This window comes from Microcoleus sp. AR_TQ3_B6 (genome assembly GCF_036702785.1).
Classification (GTDB): domain Bacteria; phylum Cyanobacteriota; class Cyanobacteriia; order Cyanobacteriales; family Microcoleaceae; genus Microcoleus.
Window position 1 is genome coordinate 1 of the sequence record NZ_JAUBVJ010000023.1, and the last position, 19,961, is coordinate 19,961.

Annotated in this window: 15 protein-coding genes and 1 CRISPR repeat array; of the genes, 6 read left to right on the top strand and 9 right to left on the bottom strand. The window is 44.2% G+C overall.

The genetic code is table 11. The annotated features are described in order from the left end of the window. The first annotated feature begins 112 nt into the window (after nt 1-112). A CRISPR array of direct repeats spans nt 113-1,251; the repeat unit is 36 nt; unit sequence GTTTCAATCCCCTCTCGGGGAAGTGGTAAAGGAGAC. Nucleotides 1,252-1,463: 212 nt separating this feature from the next. The 3 genes from QUB56_RS13555 to sppA all read right to left on the bottom strand — a co-directional run bounded on the left by QUB56_RS13555 (nt 1,464) and on the right by sppA (nt 3,289). Continuing rightward, nucleotides 1,464-1,751 carry a hypothetical protein gene (locus tag QUB56_RS13555; protein WP_332955755.1) on the bottom strand — a complete coding sequence of 96 codons (288 nt, stop codon included), beginning with the start codon at nt 1,749-1,751 and terminating at the stop codon, nt 1,464-1,466. A gap of 12 nt (nt 1,752-1,763) precedes the next feature. Next, entirely contained in the window at nt 1,764-2,189 is a 426-nt protein-coding gene (aroH, locus tag QUB56_RS13560) for a chorismate mutase (protein ID WP_332955756.1), read from the bottom strand. A gap of 281 nt (nt 2,190-2,470) precedes the next feature. Continuing rightward, nucleotides 2,471-3,289, bottom strand: a complete 819-nt coding sequence (gene sppA / locus QUB56_RS13565; RefSeq protein ID WP_332955757.1) for a signal peptide peptidase SppA — start codon at nt 3,287-3,289, stop codon at nt 2,471-2,473. Between the two features lie 360 nt (nt 3,290-3,649). Between sppA and QUB56_RS13570 the strand changes: the two genes are divergently transcribed. Beyond that, nucleotides 3,650-4,723, top strand: coding sequence for a DMT family transporter (locus QUB56_RS13570; RefSeq protein ID WP_332955758.1), 1,074 nt, complete (start codon nt 3,650-3,652; stop codon nt 4,721-4,723). 13 nt (nt 4,724-4,736) lie between these two features. On the opposite strand, the gene QUB56_RS13575 is transcribed toward QUB56_RS13570, so the two are convergent. The 4 genes from QUB56_RS13575 to QUB56_RS13590 are packed head-to-tail and all read right to left on the bottom strand — an operon-like array spanning nt 4,737 to nt 7,477. After that, on the bottom strand, nt 4,737-5,156 hold the full coding sequence (locus QUB56_RS13575; protein ID WP_332955759.1) for a PIN domain-containing protein: 420 nt from the start codon (nt 5,154-5,156) through the stop codon (nt 4,737-4,739). Beyond that, nucleotides 5,153-5,449 (bottom strand): hypothetical protein, encoded by a 297-nt coding sequence (locus tag QUB56_RS13580; protein WP_332955760.1) that lies wholly within the window; start codon nt 5,447-5,449, stop codon nt 5,153-5,155. Before QUB56_RS13580 ends, QUB56_RS13575 begins: the two co-directional genes overlap by 4 nt. A gap of 50 nt (nt 5,450-5,499) precedes the next feature. After that, entirely contained in the window at nt 5,500-6,180 is a 681-nt protein-coding gene (locus tag QUB56_RS13585; protein WP_332955761.1) for a phage tail protein, read from the bottom strand. 1 nt (nt 6,181) lies between these two features. Further along, complete coding sequence (locus tag QUB56_RS13590; protein ID WP_332955762.1) at nt 6,182-7,477, bottom strand: AAA family ATPase; 1,296 nt, start codon at nt 7,475-7,477, stop codon at nt 6,182-6,184. A gap of 47 nt (nt 7,478-7,524) precedes the next feature. Between QUB56_RS13590 and QUB56_RS13595 the strand changes: the two genes are divergently transcribed. From QUB56_RS13595 to tcmP, 3 genes are all read left to right on the top strand, one after another. Then, on the top strand, nt 7,525-8,373 hold the full coding sequence (locus tag QUB56_RS13595; RefSeq protein ID WP_332955763.1) for a M28 family peptidase: 849 nt from the start codon (nt 7,525-7,527) through the stop codon (nt 8,371-8,373). 202 nt (nt 8,374-8,575) lie between these two features. Continuing rightward, on the top strand, nt 8,576-12,283 hold the full coding sequence (locus tag QUB56_RS13600) for a hydantoinase B/oxoprolinase family protein (protein ID WP_332955764.1): 3,708 nt from the start codon (nt 8,576-8,578) through the stop codon (nt 12,281-12,283). Nucleotides 12,284-12,376: 93 nt separating this feature from the next. Next, entirely contained in the window at nt 12,377-13,666 is a 1,290-nt protein-coding gene (gene tcmP / locus QUB56_RS13605) for a three-Cys-motif partner protein TcmP (RefSeq protein ID WP_332955765.1), read from the top strand. 65 nt (nt 13,667-13,731) lie between these two features. On the opposite strand, the gene QUB56_RS13610 is transcribed toward tcmP, so the two are convergent. Then, nucleotides 13,732-14,460, bottom strand: a complete 729-nt coding sequence (locus QUB56_RS13610; RefSeq protein ID WP_332955766.1) for a phage Gp37/Gp68 family protein — start codon at nt 14,458-14,460, stop codon at nt 13,732-13,734. 216 nt (nt 14,461-14,676) lie between these two features. Between QUB56_RS13610 and QUB56_RS13615 the strand changes: the two genes are divergently transcribed. Both QUB56_RS13615 and QUB56_RS13620 read left to right on the top strand, forming a co-directional pair. Next, nucleotides 14,677-15,324, top strand: coding sequence for a sigma-70 family RNA polymerase sigma factor (locus QUB56_RS13615; protein ID WP_332955767.1), 648 nt, complete (start codon nt 14,677-14,679; stop codon nt 15,322-15,324). Between the two features lie 175 nt (nt 15,325-15,499). Continuing rightward, a complete protein-coding gene (locus QUB56_RS13620) occupies nt 15,500-15,823 on the top strand; it encodes a 2Fe-2S iron-sulfur cluster-binding protein (RefSeq protein WP_332955768.1) in 324 nt (107 codons plus the stop codon). 608 nt (nt 15,824-16,431) lie between these two features. Here the strand turns inward: QUB56_RS13620 and treS are convergent. After that, on the bottom strand, nt 16,432-19,815 hold the full coding sequence (gene treS / locus QUB56_RS13625) for a maltose alpha-D-glucosyltransferase (RefSeq protein ID WP_332955769.1): 3,384 nt from the start codon (nt 19,813-19,815) through the stop codon (nt 16,432-16,434). Nucleotides 19,816-19,961 lie beyond the last annotated feature (146 nt).

Here is a 19,961-nt window from a genome sequence, read left to right on the forward strand (position 1 = left end):
TGCCGTGTCCCTACCCCCATTAATTGTAGGGACACGGCACTGCCGTGTCCTCTATATCATTCCGATGCAACCGGAAAAAATATCAGGGGCCCAGTGGAACAACCAGTTTGGAGTTTCAATCCCCTCTCGGGGAAGTGGTAAAGGAGACGTTGAGTAATGTAGCCAAGTTAGCTCAAGCTTTAGTAATGTTTAAATCCCCTCTCGGGGAAGTGGTAAAGGAGACTCAAAACTACCATTATCCACAAAGTCACGGAGAATTACAATGTTTCAATCCCCTCTCGGGGAAGTGGGAAAGGAGACACAGTTTGGTACTGGTGGCTACTACCCCAATGTAGCTGCGTTTTAATCCCCTCTCGGGGAAGTGGTAAAGGAGACCATCAACATCTTGAAAGGTGGCTACGATTCTGTTTTGTTTCAATCCCCTCTCGGGGAAGTGGTAAAGGAGACGCAATTACTGACGAGATGGGCTCGATTGTAGCAACAAAAGTTTCAATCCCCTCTCGGGGAAGTGGTAAAGGAGACTGTGACCTATTTAATGGGGAACAAACGGAGTTTAAAGTTTCAATCCCCTCTCGGGGAAGTGGTAAAGGAGACCTAACAAAACCCGAACTAGACAATGCCCGCCACTTAGAGTTTCAATCCCCTCTCGGGGAAGTGGTAAAGGAGACGATTAGCGGGTTAGTTCCGAAGATGAATGGTCCCTACGTTTCAATCCCCTCTCGGGGAAGTGGTAAAGGAGACAGGTGGAAAGTACGACAGAGTCGAAGTTTCCTATAATGTTTCAATCCCCTCTCGGGGAAGTGGTAAAGGAGACTAGCATTCTATTAGAATTGCGAGAGTGGTAGGTACTTTGTTTCAATCCCCTCTCGGGGAAGTGGTAAAGGAGACATGCCCTTTTTTAACCCTTTCCCGAAGGGTAGTCAAAACGTTTCAATCCCCTCTCGGGGAAGTGGTAAAGGAGACGTTTTAGCTCAGGACGTTACCAAAAACACATACGAGAGTTTCAATCCCCTCTCGGGGAAGTGGTAAAGGAGACGTGTTTAGTGGGAGATCCGACATGCTTTTAACTTCTGGTGTTTCAATCCCCTCTCGGGGAAGTGGTAAAGGAGACTCAAGACCCGGGAATTACTCTCGTCACCAGAAATGTTTCAATCCCCTCTCGGGGAAGTGGTAAAGGAGACTCTGCAAACGGTCAAACAGGTGCAGAATCCAAAAGTTTCAATCCCCTCTCGGGGAAGTGGTAAAGGAGACTCTTCGGCCAGGAAGCCTTACCCAGAAAGGGTTTCAAGCCTCAAATCGACGCACCTTTTTTTACCTGTCAATAAGACCGTAAAACCAGCAATAAGCTCAGTAGCTTCCAAGCCGTAAGCCTTGGTATCAGAGTAATCGACGCACCCCAACGAGAAAATCAGGGTTTTGCCGATCGCCCTCGCGGCGTCGATCGCCCATCTGCGACACTGAAACTAGCCGCAGATCAAAAAAAAAACTATGCAATTTTCAACGTTCTGGAGCGATCGAGCTTTGCAACTCGCAAACCCACCATACACATCAACCTGCAACTTGTCAACAAAAATGATAGTCAAATCCGACGATATCCCTTTTTGAGTTGTCAGGGCGACAAAATCAAAGAAACCGGGTTTTTGCAGTTGTAGTCGGCTGTAACCAACTATTCTAGAAAAAACCCGGTTTCTGGGAACCCGCGAGTCGAGGACTGTTAGACTTTTTGAATTGTCAGGGCGATCGACCTTCACAATTCAATAAGTCTAATTTTCCCCAGCCACCGCCACCGCTAAATTCCTATCCGGCCGCAAATTTTGAGCTCCCCGCAAATAAGGATGATAAATTTCAGTATGTGCCGGCCAATTAACCAGAATTAAAAACCGGATGCAGCGTTCCAAAGCACCCTCAACGTGCATTTGCTGTACGTCCAACAAAGCAACATTACACCAGTGAGGACGTTCGCGGGCGATCGCAGCCGGAAACACAGCATCTAAATCGCGAGTAGCAGAAAACGTAGCACTAATAATTAAATTTGGATCTAAATCATTTTTTGCTTCTAATTCATCTAATAATTCTTTCACCGCTTCTCGAATTGCTGCCACCGAATTCTCGCTAGCAGTTGTTGCCCCACGAATACCGCGCACTTGCCACTCCACGCAAATTTCCTCCATATTTTTGTTATGAGTCATTAGTCATTAGTTATTAGTCATTAGTTATGAGTCATTAGTCATTAGTTATTAGTCATTAGTTATACTAACTTAGGCTTAAATACCCAGTTTATTTCTAAGTCCCCCCTTGAGTAGAGTTCGTTTGTGTAGTTTGACCTCGAACTCCTAGGCTAAGCCAGCGCGAAGCGCTGATGATGGACAAAGCGCCGCATTGGAGTTTGAGGTCAACAGATTTCAACCGCCCAATCATCCAGGGAGTAACTAATGACTACCGACTCCTGACCAATGACTAATTTATTTAATCACGGGCGATACATCCACAACGGCACACCGTTAGTAGAAAGCTCGAATTCCAGCAAATTCTTGTAAGCCCAAAGCCCGGATGTATCCAGACTACTCCCCAACACGCGATTTAGGAAAGGTTTTGCTTTTTCTAGCGTGCAAGACTCGGTTTTTTCCGGGTCCAGGCCTGCGAGTTCGGCGGCCAGGCGGCGAGCGTCCTCTTCTGTTCCCAGTCGATCGACCAAACCCAATTCTAAGGCTTGCTGACCGGTAAAAACCCGACCGTCCGCAAAACTTTTCACTTTCTCAACAGCCAATGAACGGGCTTCCGCAACGGTTTCCACAAATTGCTGGTAGCTGGTGTCGATCAAGTCTTGCAGAATTTGCTGTTCCGGATCCGTCAATCCTCGATCGAATGCCAAGATATCTTTATAAGGGCCAGATTTAATCACCTCAAAAGAAACGCCTACCTTTTCTAACAGGCGTTCTATATTGTTACCCCGGATAATCACCCCAATGCTGCCAGTAATTGTACCGGGATTAGCAACGATATGCTCGGCTCCCATGCCGATGTAAACTCCGCCAGAAGCTGAAATATTGCCGAAACTGGCGACAATTTTGACTTTTTCGCGCAAACGCTTGAGCGCGCTGTAAATTTCCTGGGAATCGCCCACAGTGCCGCCGGGGCTGTCTATCCGCAGCAGCAAGGCCGGAAATTTGCGTTCTTCAACGGTTTTGAGAGCTTCTAGCACTCGTTTGCGGGTTTCTCCGGCAATGGCTCCGGTGATTTCGATACGGGCGATTTGTTTGCGGTAGCGGGGCTTGAATGGCCAAATCATGAGCAATTTACAGGCAATGTTACGGATTTTTGTAGCTAACTCTTATAGTGTGACTCATCCGAGGGAAGAAGAGGGGGGACACCGAGGCACGGTCCCTACAGCGAATCTGGGCGGGTACGGGCGCACTGTCTGCAAGTGCGATGAATTTACCCCAACACGGACAAGACTTGCGCCCTGCGACTAAAGAAACCAGGTTTTTTACCGATATTAAGGGTTTGAACCAAATATTTGGGTAAAAAAACCCGGTTTCTGGCCACCCGTGCGTCCAGGACTACACCAATATATAATTGTAAAAATTGCTTAACAAATCTACATCATTCTCGTGAGAGCCATTCTCATCAATTATTTGGAGAGTCCGCCATGCAGCTAAAGCTTACCGATTCAAAACTGCCTTTTGCCCCGCTGTTGCTAATTGCGCCGTTTTTCCTGTGGGGAACCGCGATGGTAGCGATGAAGGGGGTGATGCCGCACACAACCCCGCTGTTTGTGGCCGTCGTGCGTTTGATACCTGCGGGTGTGTTGGTGCTGCTGGCGGCCGCATTCATGGGAAAACCGCAGCCGCAGGGTTGGAAAGCTTGGCTGTGGATTTCCCTGTTTGCTTTGGTGGACGCTACTTTGTTTCAAGGCTTTTTAGCCGAAGGTTTGGCGAGAACCGGTGCCGGTTTGGGTTCGGTGATGATTGATTCTCAGCCGCTAGCTGTGGCGATTTTGTGTTTGTGGCTGTTTCAAGAAAAAATAGGTTTTTGGGGCTGGTTGGGATTAGTTTTTGGCGTTGCTGGCATCAGTTTGATCGGGTTGCCCGATGGCTGGATTTTGGGGCTTTTTCATCCTGAAAACAGGCAGGTTTCTGCGGGTATCGAACAGTTGTTTCAGGGTGGAGAATGGTTGATGCTGTTGGCTGCTTTGTCGATGGCTGTGGGTACGGTTTTGGTGCGCGGGGTTTGCCGTTATGTTGACCCGGTGGTGGCGACTGGTTGGCACATGATTTTGGGCGGTTTGCCGCTGTTGGCAATTTCGGCTGCAACTGAGTCTGAACAGTTTGTGAATATCGATTTTTCCGGCTGGATGGCCTTAGGTTATTCTACGGTGTTCGGAAGTGCGATCGCCTACGGTTTGTTCTTTTATTTTGCTTCTAGTGGCAGTCTAACAAGTTTAAGTTCTCTTACCTTTCTTACGCCTGTATTTGCTTTGCTGTTCGGCAATTTGCTTTTGGGCGAAGTCCTCAATCCGGTACAATCGATGGGAGTTGGGCTGACTTTGGTGAGTATTTATTTGATTAACCAGCGGGATACTTTGGCGGAAAAGTTGCGAAAAATGCGGCAGGGTGAAGCGAGTGCAGAAGTTGAAACAACAGGATTGTTAGAGTCGTCTGAGTTGAATTCTGTAGAATTACCCGTGCAGTTGCGGGTTAGCGAATTGGAATCAGAAGTTTAGCGCTTTGAGAAATTTAGCGAGAATCAGTTAATTCAAGAATTAACTGATTTGGAGTTACAATCCTAGGAATATTAACCGGAAAATCTCGCGGGTTGCGGGTGACAATGGCATCAATTAGATTGATGACAGCAGTGCTGTACTGAATCGCATCTTCAAAATCCTTGAAGTTGCAAGTTAATGCAATTGAAATAACCGAGTTATCTACTGTTGCTACTTGACAAAATGTGGCTAACTGCCGCAAAAACTCCAGTGTCCAATCGCGACCTTTGTCTCGGCGAATAATATAATAAAGGTCGCTAAAAGTTGAGGCTGAAACATAGCCTTGAATTTGTGCTTCTTCAGCTAAGGTTAAAATGCGATCGCTCTCAGCATAGAACGGTTCTCGCTCAAGCGCAACATCTGCTATTATATTGGTGTCTATGAGGACTTTCACAAGTTATGTTTCTCCTTCAAATATTCCCATTTTGCTTGTTTGTCGGAATCGTTAAAGTCTAGCGGTTCGGGTACAGCATCTCGCTCAAACAAAGCTTGAAAGGCTCTCACCTTGGTTTTAAACTTTGTCTGAGGTGTCTCAGATATCGCACTTTTCGACTCGCTAGCGAGTGTAACCGCATCAGCCACTGGCAAAACGATGATTTCGACATCTCCGGGTGGCATATCCACGGATTCCAAAACTACCAAGTTGCCAGTTGCATCGATTTTACCTCTCAGTTTGTATGGCTGCATAGTAATCTCCTAAGTTTTGTCTCTATTATACGACATGAAAATCTGGAGCGTTACCAGTCATCCTCTTCAAGAATTTGAATATTTCTACTCTCAATCTCTTCTATAAAAATTTTCAGACTAGGATTATCTTGGTAATGCTTCATTAAAACTTTATGCTTGCCATATTGTTTGGCCATCTCTCGATAATATTCAGGATTTTTAGGATTATTGTCAATTGTAAATTTGTGTTGCTTGGAAAGCTCATAATTTAACGTCTTAAGACAGTTTTTGCCTTTAGCTTTTTTCTGTTGAGCTGTATAATACAGTGGGAGCAACCAACACTCAATAGAATGTACAGATATTGCAAAAATTATCTTCTGTTGATTGGTATTGTAAAAATGCTCACCAATCCCGTCTCTGAATTTATCAATAACTTTTGCAATCAAATACTGAGGAGTTAACTCACGATTTTCATCTTGCTTGGCGAGCTGATAATCTTCTGAAACATCAGTATGTATTTGGATAAGAATATAATCGATAAATTGAAAGGCTTCCTTAAAATTATTTGACTCGCAGTAAGCAAAAACTTGACTCCAACCTCCATAGTTATGAGATTTATTCTCATCATCTTTATCTCTTTCTGGTTGAAGCGGTCTAATATCTATATCCGGGTTATTGAAATATCCTGCTAAAATACTTTGAATAACAATCTGGTCAGTTAATCCCTCTGTAATTAATCCAAAATTAGTCATATTAAAAATTCTTAGGAAGTCCTCCGATATAGCCCCTCAAAAAAGCCTCTGATAATTTTACAGGTTCTTGTCCCTCTAGAGGTTCAGGTTTTAGAATCCGTCTAGCTTTAGTATGCCCTAATTGGTTGCGGTAGATCACAAACAGCCGCTGTTCCTCATCATCTAAATCTAAACCGTCCAAAACAGCCGGGTTGTGGGTTGTAAATATAACTTGTTTGTCTTGTTTTTTTGCTAATTCGACTAATTCTTCCATTAATCTGCGACACAATCTGGGGTTGAGAGAAGCATCAATGTTATCAATTGCAAAAAAATTAGGCGTGAGATCGCTAATGAACAAGGCAAAGTAAAAGAGTAAAAATAAAAAGCCTTCATTAGAGCTTTTTTGGTCGAAGTAAGTTAAATCTCTATCTAAATATTTATCTTTTATTTGGATAGAACTTTGCAGGGGTGATAAATCTTCAGGCACTTCCAAATCTCTAAACCAATCTATTAATCGCAACTTTTCTTTAATTTGATTGAGTCTATTTTGGTTTTCCTCTGACTTCAAAACCTTTATCAGTTTAAATAATCCTTCACCATTAATGCCTAACGGTTGAATTTGTCCTTCTTTTTCAAAAGTGCGTAATGCTTGGTTTTCGGGAGAGTAAATTGTAAATTTACTGAAATTATAGCCATCACTCAACTTGTTAATTGAATTTTGAAATGATATAAAAGAAGAGGATATAATAGACGACAGAATCTCCTCAGTGGATATGTACTTTAAAGACTTTTTTCTGCTTTTTATTAATTCTTCTTGTAAGGCTTTAGATTCGTCTTTTGAATCTTCTAAAGAAGTTTCAGGAAGCGGCGATGGGGATATGTAATTTAAATACTCTTTTATTATTTTTATTAATTCTTCTTGTCTTAAGGTTGTAGATTCGTCTTTTGAATCTTCTAAAGAAGTTTCAGGAAGCAGCGATGTTGTTTTATTAATCCACTGAGAATACGGCAAGTTATCATTAGATAAGATACAACTAAAGTTTTCATCAGTTCCTTTGATATCAATTTTGATATCTTTATCTAAATTTTCCTTTTCAAAGGCCGATCGCATAAATCGAGGTTCTGTCACTCGAATCCCCCGTGCAGCTAAGAACTCATTATCAAGTTTATCATTAGCAGCCGCAGAAGCCAGGGCGATCGCCTCTAGGATATTGCTCTTGCCGCAGCCATTTTCACCGATCAATACAGTTACTCGTCCTAATTCTAGCTTCAGCTTTTGAATGGACTTATAATTTTCGATTCTGACTTCTCCAATCATAATTCAATCCCATATAATCTTAGTGTACTCATTGTATCTCCGATCGCATGGATCTCAAGGAACGCCTGCACAGCCATCTGATTCAAATTGTACGCGATCGCAATCCATACCTCGCATCCCAAGGGCATTTTTATGCTCAGCAATACATCCGCGAACAGTTGGCACAGTGGGGAACAGTAGAAATTGACGATTTTTCGGTTCGCGGCCGAATTCATCACAATCTTATTTTGGATTTACCCCCCTCCGAAAAGGCGAGTAAACAGGGGTTACCGCCGATCGTAATTGGTGCTCATTACGATACTGTACCCGGATCGCCTGGGGCCGATGATAATGCTACTGGTGTGGCTGTTTTGTTGGAACTCGCAAGGGATATCGCATCTGGGCCGCTCAAATATCCAGTGCAATTAGTCGCCTTCGATATGGAAGAATACGGTTGTTTGGGAAGCAGCCATCATGCAGCTAAATACAAGCAACAGCAAAAGTCAATCCGGTTAATGATTTCTTTGGAAATGTTGGGTTACTGCAACCATAATCCTAATTCTCAAAGCTATCCCGCTGGCTTGAAAGATTTTTATCCAAATAGTGGTGATTTTATTGCTTTAATTGGCAATTTGCGGACGGTTCCCGATTTGATTAATTTGAGTGGGAAAATTCGCAAATCTGGTCAGCCCTGCGAGTGGCTGCCGGTGCCGAATCGAGGTTTAATTGTCCCCGATACTCGCCGCAGCGATCATGTTCCTTTTTGGGATAATGGTTATCCGGCTATTATGGTGACTGATACGGCTAATATGCGGAATCCTCATTATCATCGAGAAAGCGATAGGATTGAGACTTTGGATTTGGATTTTTTGGCGGGTGTTTGTTGGGGGTTGGTTGAGGCTATTCGATATATATAGCAGTTTTATTTTAACGAACCGCTTTCGGCGCGTTAGGCGAAGCCGCGCGTAAGCGCTAGACCGCGAAGGAAGAAAGAAGAAGAGAAAAGAGAAAGTGATATAATTTTTATGAGTACAATGTTATGAGTTTTATGAATTGACTTTTAGATGGTTTTGTTAAATAATTCTCAATTATTAACCTAACAAAATTTAGGAAAAATATATGAAGGCTGATTTTCCCGATCGCACTCGCTGGCAATTTTGGATCGATCGCGGCGGTACTTTTACCGATATTGTCGCCAACAGCCCCGACGGTAAATTAGTCATTCACAAGCTGCTGTCGGAAAACCCGGAACGCTACACCGACGCCGCTGTTCAAGGAATTCGCGATATTTTGAGAATTCCCGCCGACGCAGCTATACCCGCCGCCGACATTGAAGCGATTAAAATGGGGACGACGGTGGCGACAAATGCTTTGCTGGAACGAAAGGGCGATCGCACAATTCTGTTAATTACTAAAGGTTTCCGCGATGCGCTGAGAATTGGCTATCAAAACCGCCCGAATATTTTCGCGCGTCACATTGTTTTGCCCCAGATGCTGTACGATCGAGTTATTGAAGTTGCGGAACGCTACAGCGCTCAAGGCGAGGAGTTAAGTGCTGTCAATCCCGAGTTTATCCCGTCTTTGCAGCAAGCATACGATGAGGGAATTCGCAGTTGTGCGATCGTATTCATGCACGGCTACCGCTACTCGGAACACGAAAAACAAGTTGCTAAAATAGCGAAAGAAATTGGCTTTACTCAAATTTCAGTATCTCACGAAGTCAGCCCGCTGATGAAATTAGTTTCGCGGGGAGATACTGCGGTTGTCGATGCTTATTTGTCTCCGATTTTGCGGCGTTATGTCGAACAAGTAACCAGTCAATTAAGAGAGGCAGAGCCTCTGGATATGGGTTCCCAGGCACAGCCTGGGAACGAGGAAATGCCCAAGGCCCAATCCCCTAAATTAATGTTTATGCAATCGAACGGCGGCTTAGTGGACGCGGCACAATTCCAAGGAAAAAACAGTATTTTATCCGGGCCTGCTGGGGGAATTGTCGGTGCAGTTCAAACCAGCAAAAAGGCAGGTTTTGATAAAATTATTACCTTTGATATGGGCGGGACTTCGACAGATGTTGCCCATTTTAACGGCGAATACGAACGCGAATTTGAGACGGAAATTGCTGGGGTGAGATTGCGATCGCCCGTGATGGCAATTCACACTGTAGCAGCCGGCGGCGGTTCAATTGTCTTTTTTGACGGGGCTCGCTACCGCGTCGGGCCGGAGTCTGCAGGAGCCAATCCTGGGCCCGCTTGCTATCGCAAAGGCGGCCCCTTGACGGTGACTGATTGCAATGTGATGTTGGGAAAAATTCAACCGGATTTTTTCCCGAAAGTATTTGGATTGAATGGAGATTTGCCGATCGCCCCTGAGGTAGTAAACCAAAAATTTGGGCAACTAGCGCGGGAAATTGGGGGCGAGAGGACGCCGGAACAGGTGGCGGAGGGTTTTTTGGCGATCGCTGTGGAAAAGATGGCAAATGCTGTCAAAAAAATCTCGCTTCAGCGCGGTTACGATGTTTCGGAGTATACATTTTGCTGTTTCGGCGGTGCGGGCGGCCAACACGCTTGTGCGATCGCCGATGCTTTGGGGATGAAACGGGTATTTATTCACCCTTATGCGGGTGTGTTGTCGGCTTACGGTATGGGTTTGGCTGATGTGCGGGCTATTCGCGAAAGGGCGATCGAGCAACAATTAAATGCAGAATTATTACCTGAGTTGCATGATATTTTAACCGAATTGGAGGCTGATGGAAAGAGGGAATTGAACCGCAGAGGCGCAGAGAACGCAGAGAATGAGTCTGAGGTTTTAGTTGTTAGGAAGCTGCGCTTAAAATATCAGGGAAGTGACTCGGTTTTGGCGGTAGATTTTGCTGACAGTATTGAGGTCATGCAGGCTGAATTTGAAGCAGCACACCGACAGCGTTACAGTTTTATTATGCCAGAAAAACCGCTGATTGTGGAAGCGGTTTCGGTGGAAGTTGTAGAAAGAATGGATGTGCCGGAAGCATCCACAATTTCCCCCTCTGGTGGCACGGGCATCTTGCCCGTGCCACCAATTTCTACCGTGCAAACCTATGTTGCTGGCGGGTGGCGGGCAACCCCTGTTTATCGGAGAGACGATTTGCGATCGGGCGACTGCATAGAAGGCCCTGCTATGATTGTTGAAGCTACGGGAACTAATATCATAGAACCGGGCTGGGAAGGGGAAATTACCGAAAATAACGATCTAATTTTGAACCGCAGATGCACGCAGGTGGACGCAGATAATATCCGCGTTGATTCGCGTTTATCTGCGGTTAAATCAGATCCGGTTTTGCTGGAAATTTTTAATAATTTGTTTCGGGCGATCGCGGAACAAATGGGCGTCACATTACAAAACACAAGTTCCTCAGTCAACATCAAGGAACGTCTCGACTTTTCCTGTGCTATTTTTGACAAAAACGGGCAATTAGTTGCCAACGCGCCGCACATTCCCGTACATCTCGGTTCGATGAGCGAAAGCGTTGAAGCTTTAATTTTAGCACAAGGCAATGCGATTCAACCGGGCAATGTTTATGTTTCTAACAATCCCTACAACGGCGGCACACACTTGCCAGATATCACCGTTATTACTCCAGTATTTGCTCGTGATTCCTCCCTTCCTTTGTTTTATGTTGCCTCGCGGGGACACCACGCCGACATCGGCGGCATTACTCCCGGTTCCATGCCTCCTAACAGTACAACACTAACTGAAGAAGGTGTATTGCTTGACAATTTCCTGTTAGTAAGCGAGGGCAATTTTCGAGAAAAAGAATTACTAGAAATTCTGACATCGGGTAAGTTTCCTGTTCGCAATTCCGCTCAAAATATAGCCGATTTGCAAGCACAAATTGCTGCTAACAAGCGCGGCGCAGAAGAACTTCTCAAGATGGTAGAACATTATGGATTAGAGACTGTGCAAGCTTATATGGGCTTCGTACAAGACAATGCTGAGGAGTCGGTGCGCAGGGTAATTGATGTTTTGCAAGATGGCGAGTTTACTTATCCGATGGATAGCGGCGGACAAATTAAGGTAGCGATTACAATTGACAAATCTGCCCGCAGTGCAAAAATAAATTTTACTGGCACTTCTGCTCAACAATCCAACAATTTTAATGCTCCCGCTGCGGTGTGCAAAGCTGCTGTTTTGTATGTTTTCCGCACGTTGGTAGATGACGATATTCCTCTAAATGCGGGCTGTTTGAAACCTCTCGAAATCATCAATCCCGAAGGCTGTATGCTGAATCCTCGCTATCCAGCGGCGGTAGTTGCCGGAAATGTAGAAACATCGCAGAATATTACCGATGCTTTGTATTGTGCTTTGGGAGTGATGGCTGCTTCTCAGGGAACTATGAATAATTTTACCTTTGGAAATCAGCGCTATCAATATTATGAAACTATTTGCGGCGGTTCGGGTGCTGGTGCAGATTTTGACGGTACGGATGCGGTTCAAACTCACATGACTAATTCGCGTTTAACCGATCCAGAAGTATTAGAATGGCGGTTTCCGGTGTTGTTAGAAAGTTTTGCAATTCGGGCTAATAGCGGCGGGAATGGATATCATGGCGGCGGGAATGGGGCAATTCGTCGCTTGCGTTTTTTGGAAAAAATGACGGCGGGGATTTTATCGGGGAGGCGGGTGATCTTTCCTTGCGGTTTGAATGGTGCGGGGGCCGGTTCTCTTGGTAAAAATTATGTTGTGCGGGAAAATGGAACTGTGGAAGCTTTGGGAAGTACGGCGGTTGTGGATATGGATGGCGGTGATGTTTTTGTGATTGAAACCCCCGGAGGTGGGGGGTTTGGAGTGTAAGAGTAAAACATAACTTTGCTCTAACTATTTTCATGTCGTAACTTTTATGTTACATTAATGCTCAATATAGCATTTTACTTAGGGATATAAAAAATGGAAGGCAAGCAATTATCTCTATTTTCAGAAGAACCAGAAAATTCCGAAAACTTTTTTGAACGCAAACGAGACTGGTCAGCATCTAAACATAGGATACTGCTTAAATACCTACAAGCATTTTGCTATAATCTTGGAGGTGATGGAAACTATCAATCCGAGCATATTAACTATGTTGATGGTTTTGCCGGTACTGGGAAATATAAAGAAGGAATTGGAATAGAAGATTTTGTAAACAATTCTAATTTTTGGGCAAAGTACCAACATAATTTTGAAAATACCGATGGCTCACCCTTAATAGCTCTAAAATGTGCTAACCTCTTTAATCAAGAAAGACGAGTCAACTTAAGATGTTTTTTTGTAGAGGCTGAAGCGGAGTCTAATCAACAGCTTAAGGAAAACTGTCGCTTTCTGGGTAAAGATTTGTTTTACAAAGTTTATGAAAGTCAAAAATTTGAGACCGCTTTTCCAGGTGTAATGAAGGACTTAAATCGCTATCCTACGTTATTTTTTCTTGACACTTTTGCGGTCAAAGGAGTTACTTTTGAGCATATCTGTGAAATAGGAAATTATGTCCGTCAGAACAAAGGAGAGCTATTTATACTATTTCACAACAGTGCAGTAGCTCGCCATGCGGGGCATTACAAAACTGTATATGATAGCATAAAAGAGCAAAAGACTGCTGAAACTTTTATAGAGAACTTGACTAAACTCCTAGGTATCAATTCAGACCAAGATTGGAAACCAAAGTGGCTAGAACTTAAAGATCAACCTCAACAATTTGAAAAATGGGCACTTGAATATTTTAAGAAAAGAATGAAAATAGAAGCAGGGTTTAGAGGAGCAACCAGTTTTGAAATTAAAGAAAGCTACAGCGATCCCAGACCCAAATATAGTATTGTAGTAGGTAGCAATCACCCCAAAAAAGCTTTTGGAAGTTTCTTGAACGATTTCGTTTGGGAGGAGGAAAGATTGTTATTTTTTAAGGACAGCCACACAGGAATTAAAAAATTTTTAGAAAAAGAATGGAATTCAGAGCAGCAGAAAAGATTAGCTGAAATAAAAACTCAAGCTATCAAAATTTTTGGTAAGCTTAATGATTGGATATCTTTTGACGATGCAATTACTCATCTAATATTAGAAATGAATGACATAGGACGTTTAAAGCGAACTCATTACAATAATGATGTTTTAGATTGGCTGTATACAGAACAATTGATAGAAATCAAACATCCTTCTAAGCAGAAAAAGCCTTACACATTAAAAAGCCACTTTAGGCTTAAAAAATGATACGAATATCAAACCGTATATGTAAGAAAATTTAGATTTTTTTACTCAACAGGGATTAAGGGTAGTTATTTTAGCCATCTTTTTTGATGTTTCTTCCACCTGTCAGGCATCTCATCCCAAATTTTCCCATCCAACAGTCTCCCAGCAGCTTTAGGTGTTCTACCTCCCCATTGCTTGAAGAAAAACGCGACTTCAGCATCCTGACACTGATCCCGAATACTTTGTGCCCATTCTTCCTGCATCGGACGGTGTTTTTGCCCCGACTCTCCCCCAACTATTACCCAGTGAATTCCTGTTAAATCAAGCTGTAACGATCCTAAAAGTGGTTCGCAGGATAAAAAGCGTACCTTTGCATTGACTTGTCGCAAATGATCCACACGATGAACATAGTTTTGATTTTCAACAGACACCCCCATCCAAATATTATCAGACCATTCAAGTTGAGAAGCTAACTCTACTAAACGTTTATCTCGCTTGGTAAGAATTTGATAAATGTGGTGAGGAGTTTCACGCATTACCTCAAAAACTTGTTTCAGAAATTCCAGAGAAACATCTTCATGGAACAAATCGCTCATTGAGTTAACAAAAATGCGACTCGGCTTGCGCCAGCTTTTAGGCTCATTCAAACGTTTTGGATATTCCGTTAAATCAAAACCGTTAGGAAAATTAGTATGAAACCGTTTTGTTAATGCTTCAGCATAACAATGCGTACAACCTGGACTGACTTTATCGCAGCCAGTTGTTGGATTCCATGTTCTGTCGGTCCATTCGATACCAGTATTAATGCTAGACATACCAATAATTTACCATTTAAACAACATTTGTAGGTGACGGTTAACAAATAAAATTGGGTCTATTAATTGAGATTTATTCAGCCTCACCTACAACTTAATTATATAATTAATTAACTTAATTATCAACAAATTTTGCCAGCACTTGCATCAAATGTATATCGTGTTGTAGAATCGGGCTGCACCAGCATTTATTCCCAAAACCTTTCCAGAACAATTGTGCAAACACCTAATTTTTCAGAATTCAACCATCCTGTGGTCAAATCCCTGTTTCACCACAGCGATCAAGAATTATTGACTCTGTTTCAAAACCATCCCGATCAAGGTAGGTTCTTCACGGCGATTTTTTGCCGCTACGCTCAAATTGTCTACTCCCTGATTCGCCATTCCGTGCGATCGCCCGTACAAGGCGATTACCTATTTGCCCACACTTGGCTGCACATCTATCACGAACTCCGAGGCCTGGATTTGCGCCGCGAAATCCATGAGTCTGATGGCGAAAATCTCAGTCTCCAAAACTGGCTGATTAATGTCACCGCCGTCTGCATCAATCAAGCCGATTTGCCCCCTGTTGAGTCGATTCACTACTCTTTGCAATCGGCTTCGCCTCCCCTCTGGTGTTACGTCAAACAAGCCTTAGAATTGTTAGCGCCTCTGCCCCGTTTAGTCGTGTTGATGGCTCAGACTTTCCGCTGGAGCGAAACTCGAATTGCCGCTTATTTACAAGCAGAAGGCGAAGCTATTTCGCCCGCTCAGGTAAAGGCTTTGCTGCAAAAAGGATATCAAAGTTTAGAATCCAACTTGCCGGAGGATATTCGGGCTATTTATCTAGGTGAAAATCTCGATTATCAAGAAGAACTTGTCTAGTATAGCGATCGAGTTTGTGGTTTCTCAAAAACCCGGTGTTGGGAAAATACCGGGTTTTTTTCGCTATCATGTATAGCGGAATGCGATCCGTGCGCACCGTACATTTTGATTTTTTGTGTAAATTGTAATCATCTATTTTGGTTGAATACCAGCAATCCCAATATAAGAGGTGGAAATGGCTGTTTATCAAGTTCGGTTGGTGAATGAGACTCTCGCGCTCGATCGCACGATCGCCGTACCAGACGACCAGTATATCTTAGATATGGCCGAAGATGCCGGCATCCGCTTGCCGAACGGATGCAAGCAAGGAGAGTGTTCTGCTTGCGTTGCCAAATTGTTGAGCGGTGAAATCGACCAAAGCGAACAAAAGTTTTTGAAGCCCTCAGAATTGCAAGCTGGCTACGCTGTTACTTGTGTGGCTTACCCGCTTTCTGACTGCACTTTGTTAACGCATCAAGAACAAGTTTTGTATCAAACATCTCTTTATTTAAAGTCGTAAGTAGGGAGCGATTTAAAGATACTCGTGAAGGCATCTACTCCTTCCAGAATGAATTTCTGGTGCGATGCCCTTTTTGTGATTCCTGTGCGATATTGCGTTGTATCGAGGATCGCGAATTAAATAACTTACAATTTTAATTGTTATTGTGGGATGGGCGTCCAGCCCGTCCTTAAAAGACGGGCGGGACGCCCATCCCACTTTCAAGAGTGGAAGTTATTTAATTCTCATTCCTAAGAGTCTGTTCTCTCGACTTCCAAAATGGATACAATCAGGCAAGAATCGAGAAGAAATTCTCAAAGCGATCGCCAAGATACGTGAATCAGTTGTGACCAAGAATTTCAAAGGTGGTACCCGCCACGTGATTTATCCGTGGAATCAATCCCAAATCTCAAATCGAAAATCCTCAAGCCCACGCCTTTAGCCGTGGGGTCAATCTAAAATCTAAAATCTAAAATCTAAAATCGATTGACTCCTACCTAATATTCGCCGCTGTCCATGGTTTTTCAACCAGATTTCGTGTCATGTAAGGTGCGTGACTCTCAAGAATCGGGCTGCCACTTGAGTGGCTAGAAAGTCACGCACCCTAATAAGTATAGATAAACCCGCCCTTATAAATTAAGCAATTGTAGAATCCGCTGAAGCGGAATTTGCGCCCAATCCAAGCGGTAATTGAGTTCGTAGGCTAGCTCGGCAACCGCTTTTTCCAAAATGTAAGCATCTAGCAAAACTTGTAGTTCCGGTATAGATTTGGGCAAGAAATTTGCATCGGCTGCTGTTACCAAATAGCTGTCAACAAAAGTGAGGCTGACCCAGCGGTGCCAAACGTTCGCCCACTGCTGCATCTCCGGGAGATTTTCAGGGCGAATCATGCCACTTTCTACTTCATTGCGGAGTGCCAAAGTAACAGCGTAACTCAAAGATTGCAGCATTCCCGCAACATCTCGCAGAGGCGACCTCTTCATCCGCCGCTCGCTTAAGGGTCGATCCCGTTCTCCTCCGAAATCAATAATTACGAAGTCTTTGCCTGTATAAAGAACTTGCCCGAAATGAAAGTCCCCGTGACAGCGAATTCTATCGGCCGTGATTCTCAAGTTCAAAATAGACTTGAAACGTTCCATGAGCAAATCTTCGCGGTTGAGGAGCTTTTGCGCGAATTTTTGTGTTTCTGGCGGCAGTTTGGACAGCCGTTTTTTCAGCTCCAGCAAAGTTCTTCCTGCCAGATTTCTCATGTGCTGATAGATGGAACGCTGGTAAAAGGAGGTGAAGTTTTCTGGGGCAAAAGCTGGATTTTCTGTGTCAGAAGCTAAAGCGAGGTGAAGTTCGGCTGTCCGCTGACCTAAAAGTTCGGCTGATGCTAAGTAAGACCCGATCAGTTCGCGAGCTAATGGCGGAATTTCTAGGGATAAATCCGCTACTAGCGAGTTTGACTGTCGCTGCGTCGATCCTGTCAAAGCGCTCGGTAAATAATTTTCGGGGGAAATAGATAAATTTTCGCCGGAATGCTTTGCTTCTACTGTCATTACTTGCTCGAAATAGTCGCGCAGTGTGTCTAATGTATAAGACCAAGCGTCTACGCTGTCGGGGATTAATTTTTGTAGTATTCCGACTGTAACGACTTGTTTTCCTGGTGTGTGATATTCCAATGCTCCGGCAATTGGAGCGTAATGTTGGATCGAGTTGCGCTCTGTTAAAAAGCGTCCGATTTCTAATTCGGGGTTGATTCCTTCCTCGACTTTTCGCAATATTTTCAGGACGAAGCGATCGCCGTAACCTGCGGATGTATTGCTTTGTTCTTTTTTGAAAACGTGAGGTTCGAGCTGCGATAAATCTTGTTCCGATCTGAATGCACTGTCGGCAATTCCTACCAGTTTACCTGCTACACCTGTGTAATTGCGAGAATTGCCGATCGCCCCCAGCAGCGCGCTCAGAAAACCTTTCTCCCCTGCAGCATCAAATAGTATCCCGACTTCCTTGTTGGTTTCTGGGAACTGCAGGCGCGCGATCGCCCGCTCGTCCACATCGCCTTTCATCTCTTCCCAACCTAAAGGCAAAACGTAAGTTTCCGGCATACCTTCAGTATAATTTAACAGCAAAAACAGAATGTAAACTTTAGATTCTTCCCCCGCACTATCTTTACATTCCACAGGTACAACCTCACTTATTTCTAATGATTGAATTGTCCTGTCTGTACCGCTATACCAGCGATTCCGTCGCAAGTATTCCGGCAAAAGATTGACCAGCATATCGCTTAACTGACTTGTAGAAAAAGCAGTTTTCCAAGTGCCTATGACCGCTAAACTAGGTAAGCCTGTATTAAAACCGTTCACCAAATAATCTTCGTGTTTAGCACTAAGAGTAAACCAGTAAAACGTGTGAGGGCTCAAGCTCAAAAAGTAAGGATCCTCGCCAACCGCCGGAAACTCAGTGCGGCCGAAAATCTCCACTGGAATAGCACCTTTAAAGGGCGAAAGGTCTAATTCTGCCGTCTGCACGAAGCGCGACAAATTAGCCACTACGAGGATGTGTTCGTCTTGATAAGTGCGCACAAAAGCTAAAACTTTGCGGTTTTCCGGGTACAGAAACTCGCAAGTTCCGCGGCCGAATGCTTGGAAGCGCTGTCGAATTGCAATTAGGCGTTTCATCCACCACCAAAGAGAACTCGGATTCGCCCGCTGCGCTTCCACGTTAACAGATTCGTAGTGATATTCAGGGTCAACAATTGGCGGGGCGTAAAGCCGCTGCGGGTTAGCGCGGCTGAAACCGGCATTGCGATCGCCGCTCCACTGCATCGGAGTTCTCACCCCGTTACGATCGCCCAAATAGATATTGTCTCCCATGCCAATTTCATCGCCGTAGTAAAGCACCGGCGTACCCGGAAGAGACAGCAGCAAAGCATTCATCAACTCGATGCGGCGGCGGTTATTTCCCATCAAAGGAGCCAAGCGGCGGCGGATGCCCAAATTAATTCTCGCCTGAGTGTCTTGAGCGTAAACCCGATACATATAATCTCGGTCTTCATCACTCACCATTTCCAGCGTCAATTCATCGTGATTCCGCAAAAATAATGCCCACTGACAGTTATTGGGAATCTGCGGAGTTTGCTGGAGAATGTCGCTAATCGGGAAGCTATCTTCCATATACAAAGCCATAAATAAACGCGGCATCAGCGGAAAATGAAAGTTCATGTGACATTCATCCCCAGCAGCGTAATATTCAACCGCATCCTCCGGCCACTGATTCGCCTCAGCCAGCAGCATCCGGTTCGGGAATTTCTCATCTACGTGCTTCCGCAAGTGCTTCAAGAATACGTGAGTTTCTGGCAGGTTTTCGCAGTTAGTACCTTCGCGCTCGTACAGGTAAGGCACCGCATCCATGCGCAGTCCGTCTACTCCCAGTGCCAACCAGAAATCTACCACATCTAAGATGGCTTGGCGGACGGCGGGATTGTCGTAATTTAAATCGGGTTGGTGGGAATAAAAACGGTGCCAGTAATAAGCTTTTGCTACCGAATCCCAAGCCCAATTAGAGGTCTCAAAATCTTGGAAAATAATCCGAGCATCTTGATATTTTTCCGGGGTGTCGCTCCACACATAAAAATCTCTTTCGTTACTGCCTTTAGGGGCGCGGCGCGCTCGCTGAAACCAAGCGTGCTGGTCGGAAGTGTGGTTGACAATTAATTCAATAATGACCCGAATTCCCCGCTGGTGCGCTGCTTCTAAAAGGTCTTTAAAATCCTCTAATGTGCCGTAAATTGGGTTGACGGTGGTATAGTGAGATGTATCGTAGCCGTCGTCTCGGAGCGGCGAGGGAAAAAATGGCAGTACCCAAATTGCTGTTACTCCCAAGTTTTGCAGGTAATCCAGTTTTTCGGTCAGTCCTCGAAAGTCGCCGATGCCGTCTGCATTGCTGTCTGCAAAAGCGCGAACTGGTACTTCGTAAATAATCGCGTCTTTGAACCACAAGGGGTCGTTATTTAACATTGAGTTGGACATGATTTTTAGGGTTGATTGGTAATTGGGAATTGGAACTTGAAATTTGGGAATTTGGATTTGTTATTTCAAATCCAAATTGATAAATCATAACTCATAATTTGGCCGCCGTTCCTCATGCGAGCGGCAGAGTTTTAATCGTAATTTAT

Bases quoted from the DNA above. Each gene is read 5' to 3' on its own strand.
- aroH (WP_332955756.1), bottom strand. From the start codon at position 2,189: ATGACTCATAACAAAAATATGGAGGAAATTTGCGTGGAGTGGCAAGTG.
- sppA (WP_332955757.1), bottom strand. From the start codon at position 3,289: ATGATTTGGCCATTCAAGCCCCGCTACCGCAAACAAATCGCCCGTATC.
- QUB56_RS13570 (WP_332955758.1), top strand. From the start codon at position 3,650: ATGCAGCTAAAGCTTACCGATTCAAAACTGCCTTTTGCCCCGCTGTTG.
- QUB56_RS13580 (WP_332955760.1), bottom strand. From the start codon at position 5,449: ATGCAGCCATACAAACTGAGAGGTAAAATCGATGCAACTGGCAACTTG.
- QUB56_RS13585 (WP_332955761.1), bottom strand. From the start codon at position 6,180: ATGACTAATTTTGGATTAATTACAGAGGGATTAACTGACCAGATTGTT.
- QUB56_RS13590 (WP_332955762.1), bottom strand. From the start codon at position 7,477: ATGATTGGAGAAGTCAGAATCGAAAATTATAAGTCCATTCAAAAGCTG.
- QUB56_RS13595 (WP_332955763.1), top strand. From the start codon at position 7,525: ATGGATCTCAAGGAACGCCTGCACAGCCATCTGATTCAAATTGTACGC.
- QUB56_RS13600 (WP_332955764.1), top strand. From the start codon at position 8,576: ATGAAGGCTGATTTTCCCGATCGCACTCGCTGGCAATTTTGGATCGAT.
- tcmP (WP_332955765.1), top strand. From the start codon at position 12,377: ATGGAAGGCAAGCAATTATCTCTATTTTCAGAAGAACCAGAAAATTCC.
- QUB56_RS13610 (WP_332955766.1), bottom strand. From the start codon at position 14,460: ATGTCTAGCATTAATACTGGTATCGAATGGACCGACAGAACATGGAAT.
- QUB56_RS13620 (WP_332955768.1), top strand. From the start codon at position 15,500: ATGGCTGTTTATCAAGTTCGGTTGGTGAATGAGACTCTCGCGCTCGAT.
- treS (WP_332955769.1), bottom strand. From the start codon at position 19,815: ATGTCCAACTCAATGTTAAATAACGACCCCTTGTGGTTCAAAGACGCG.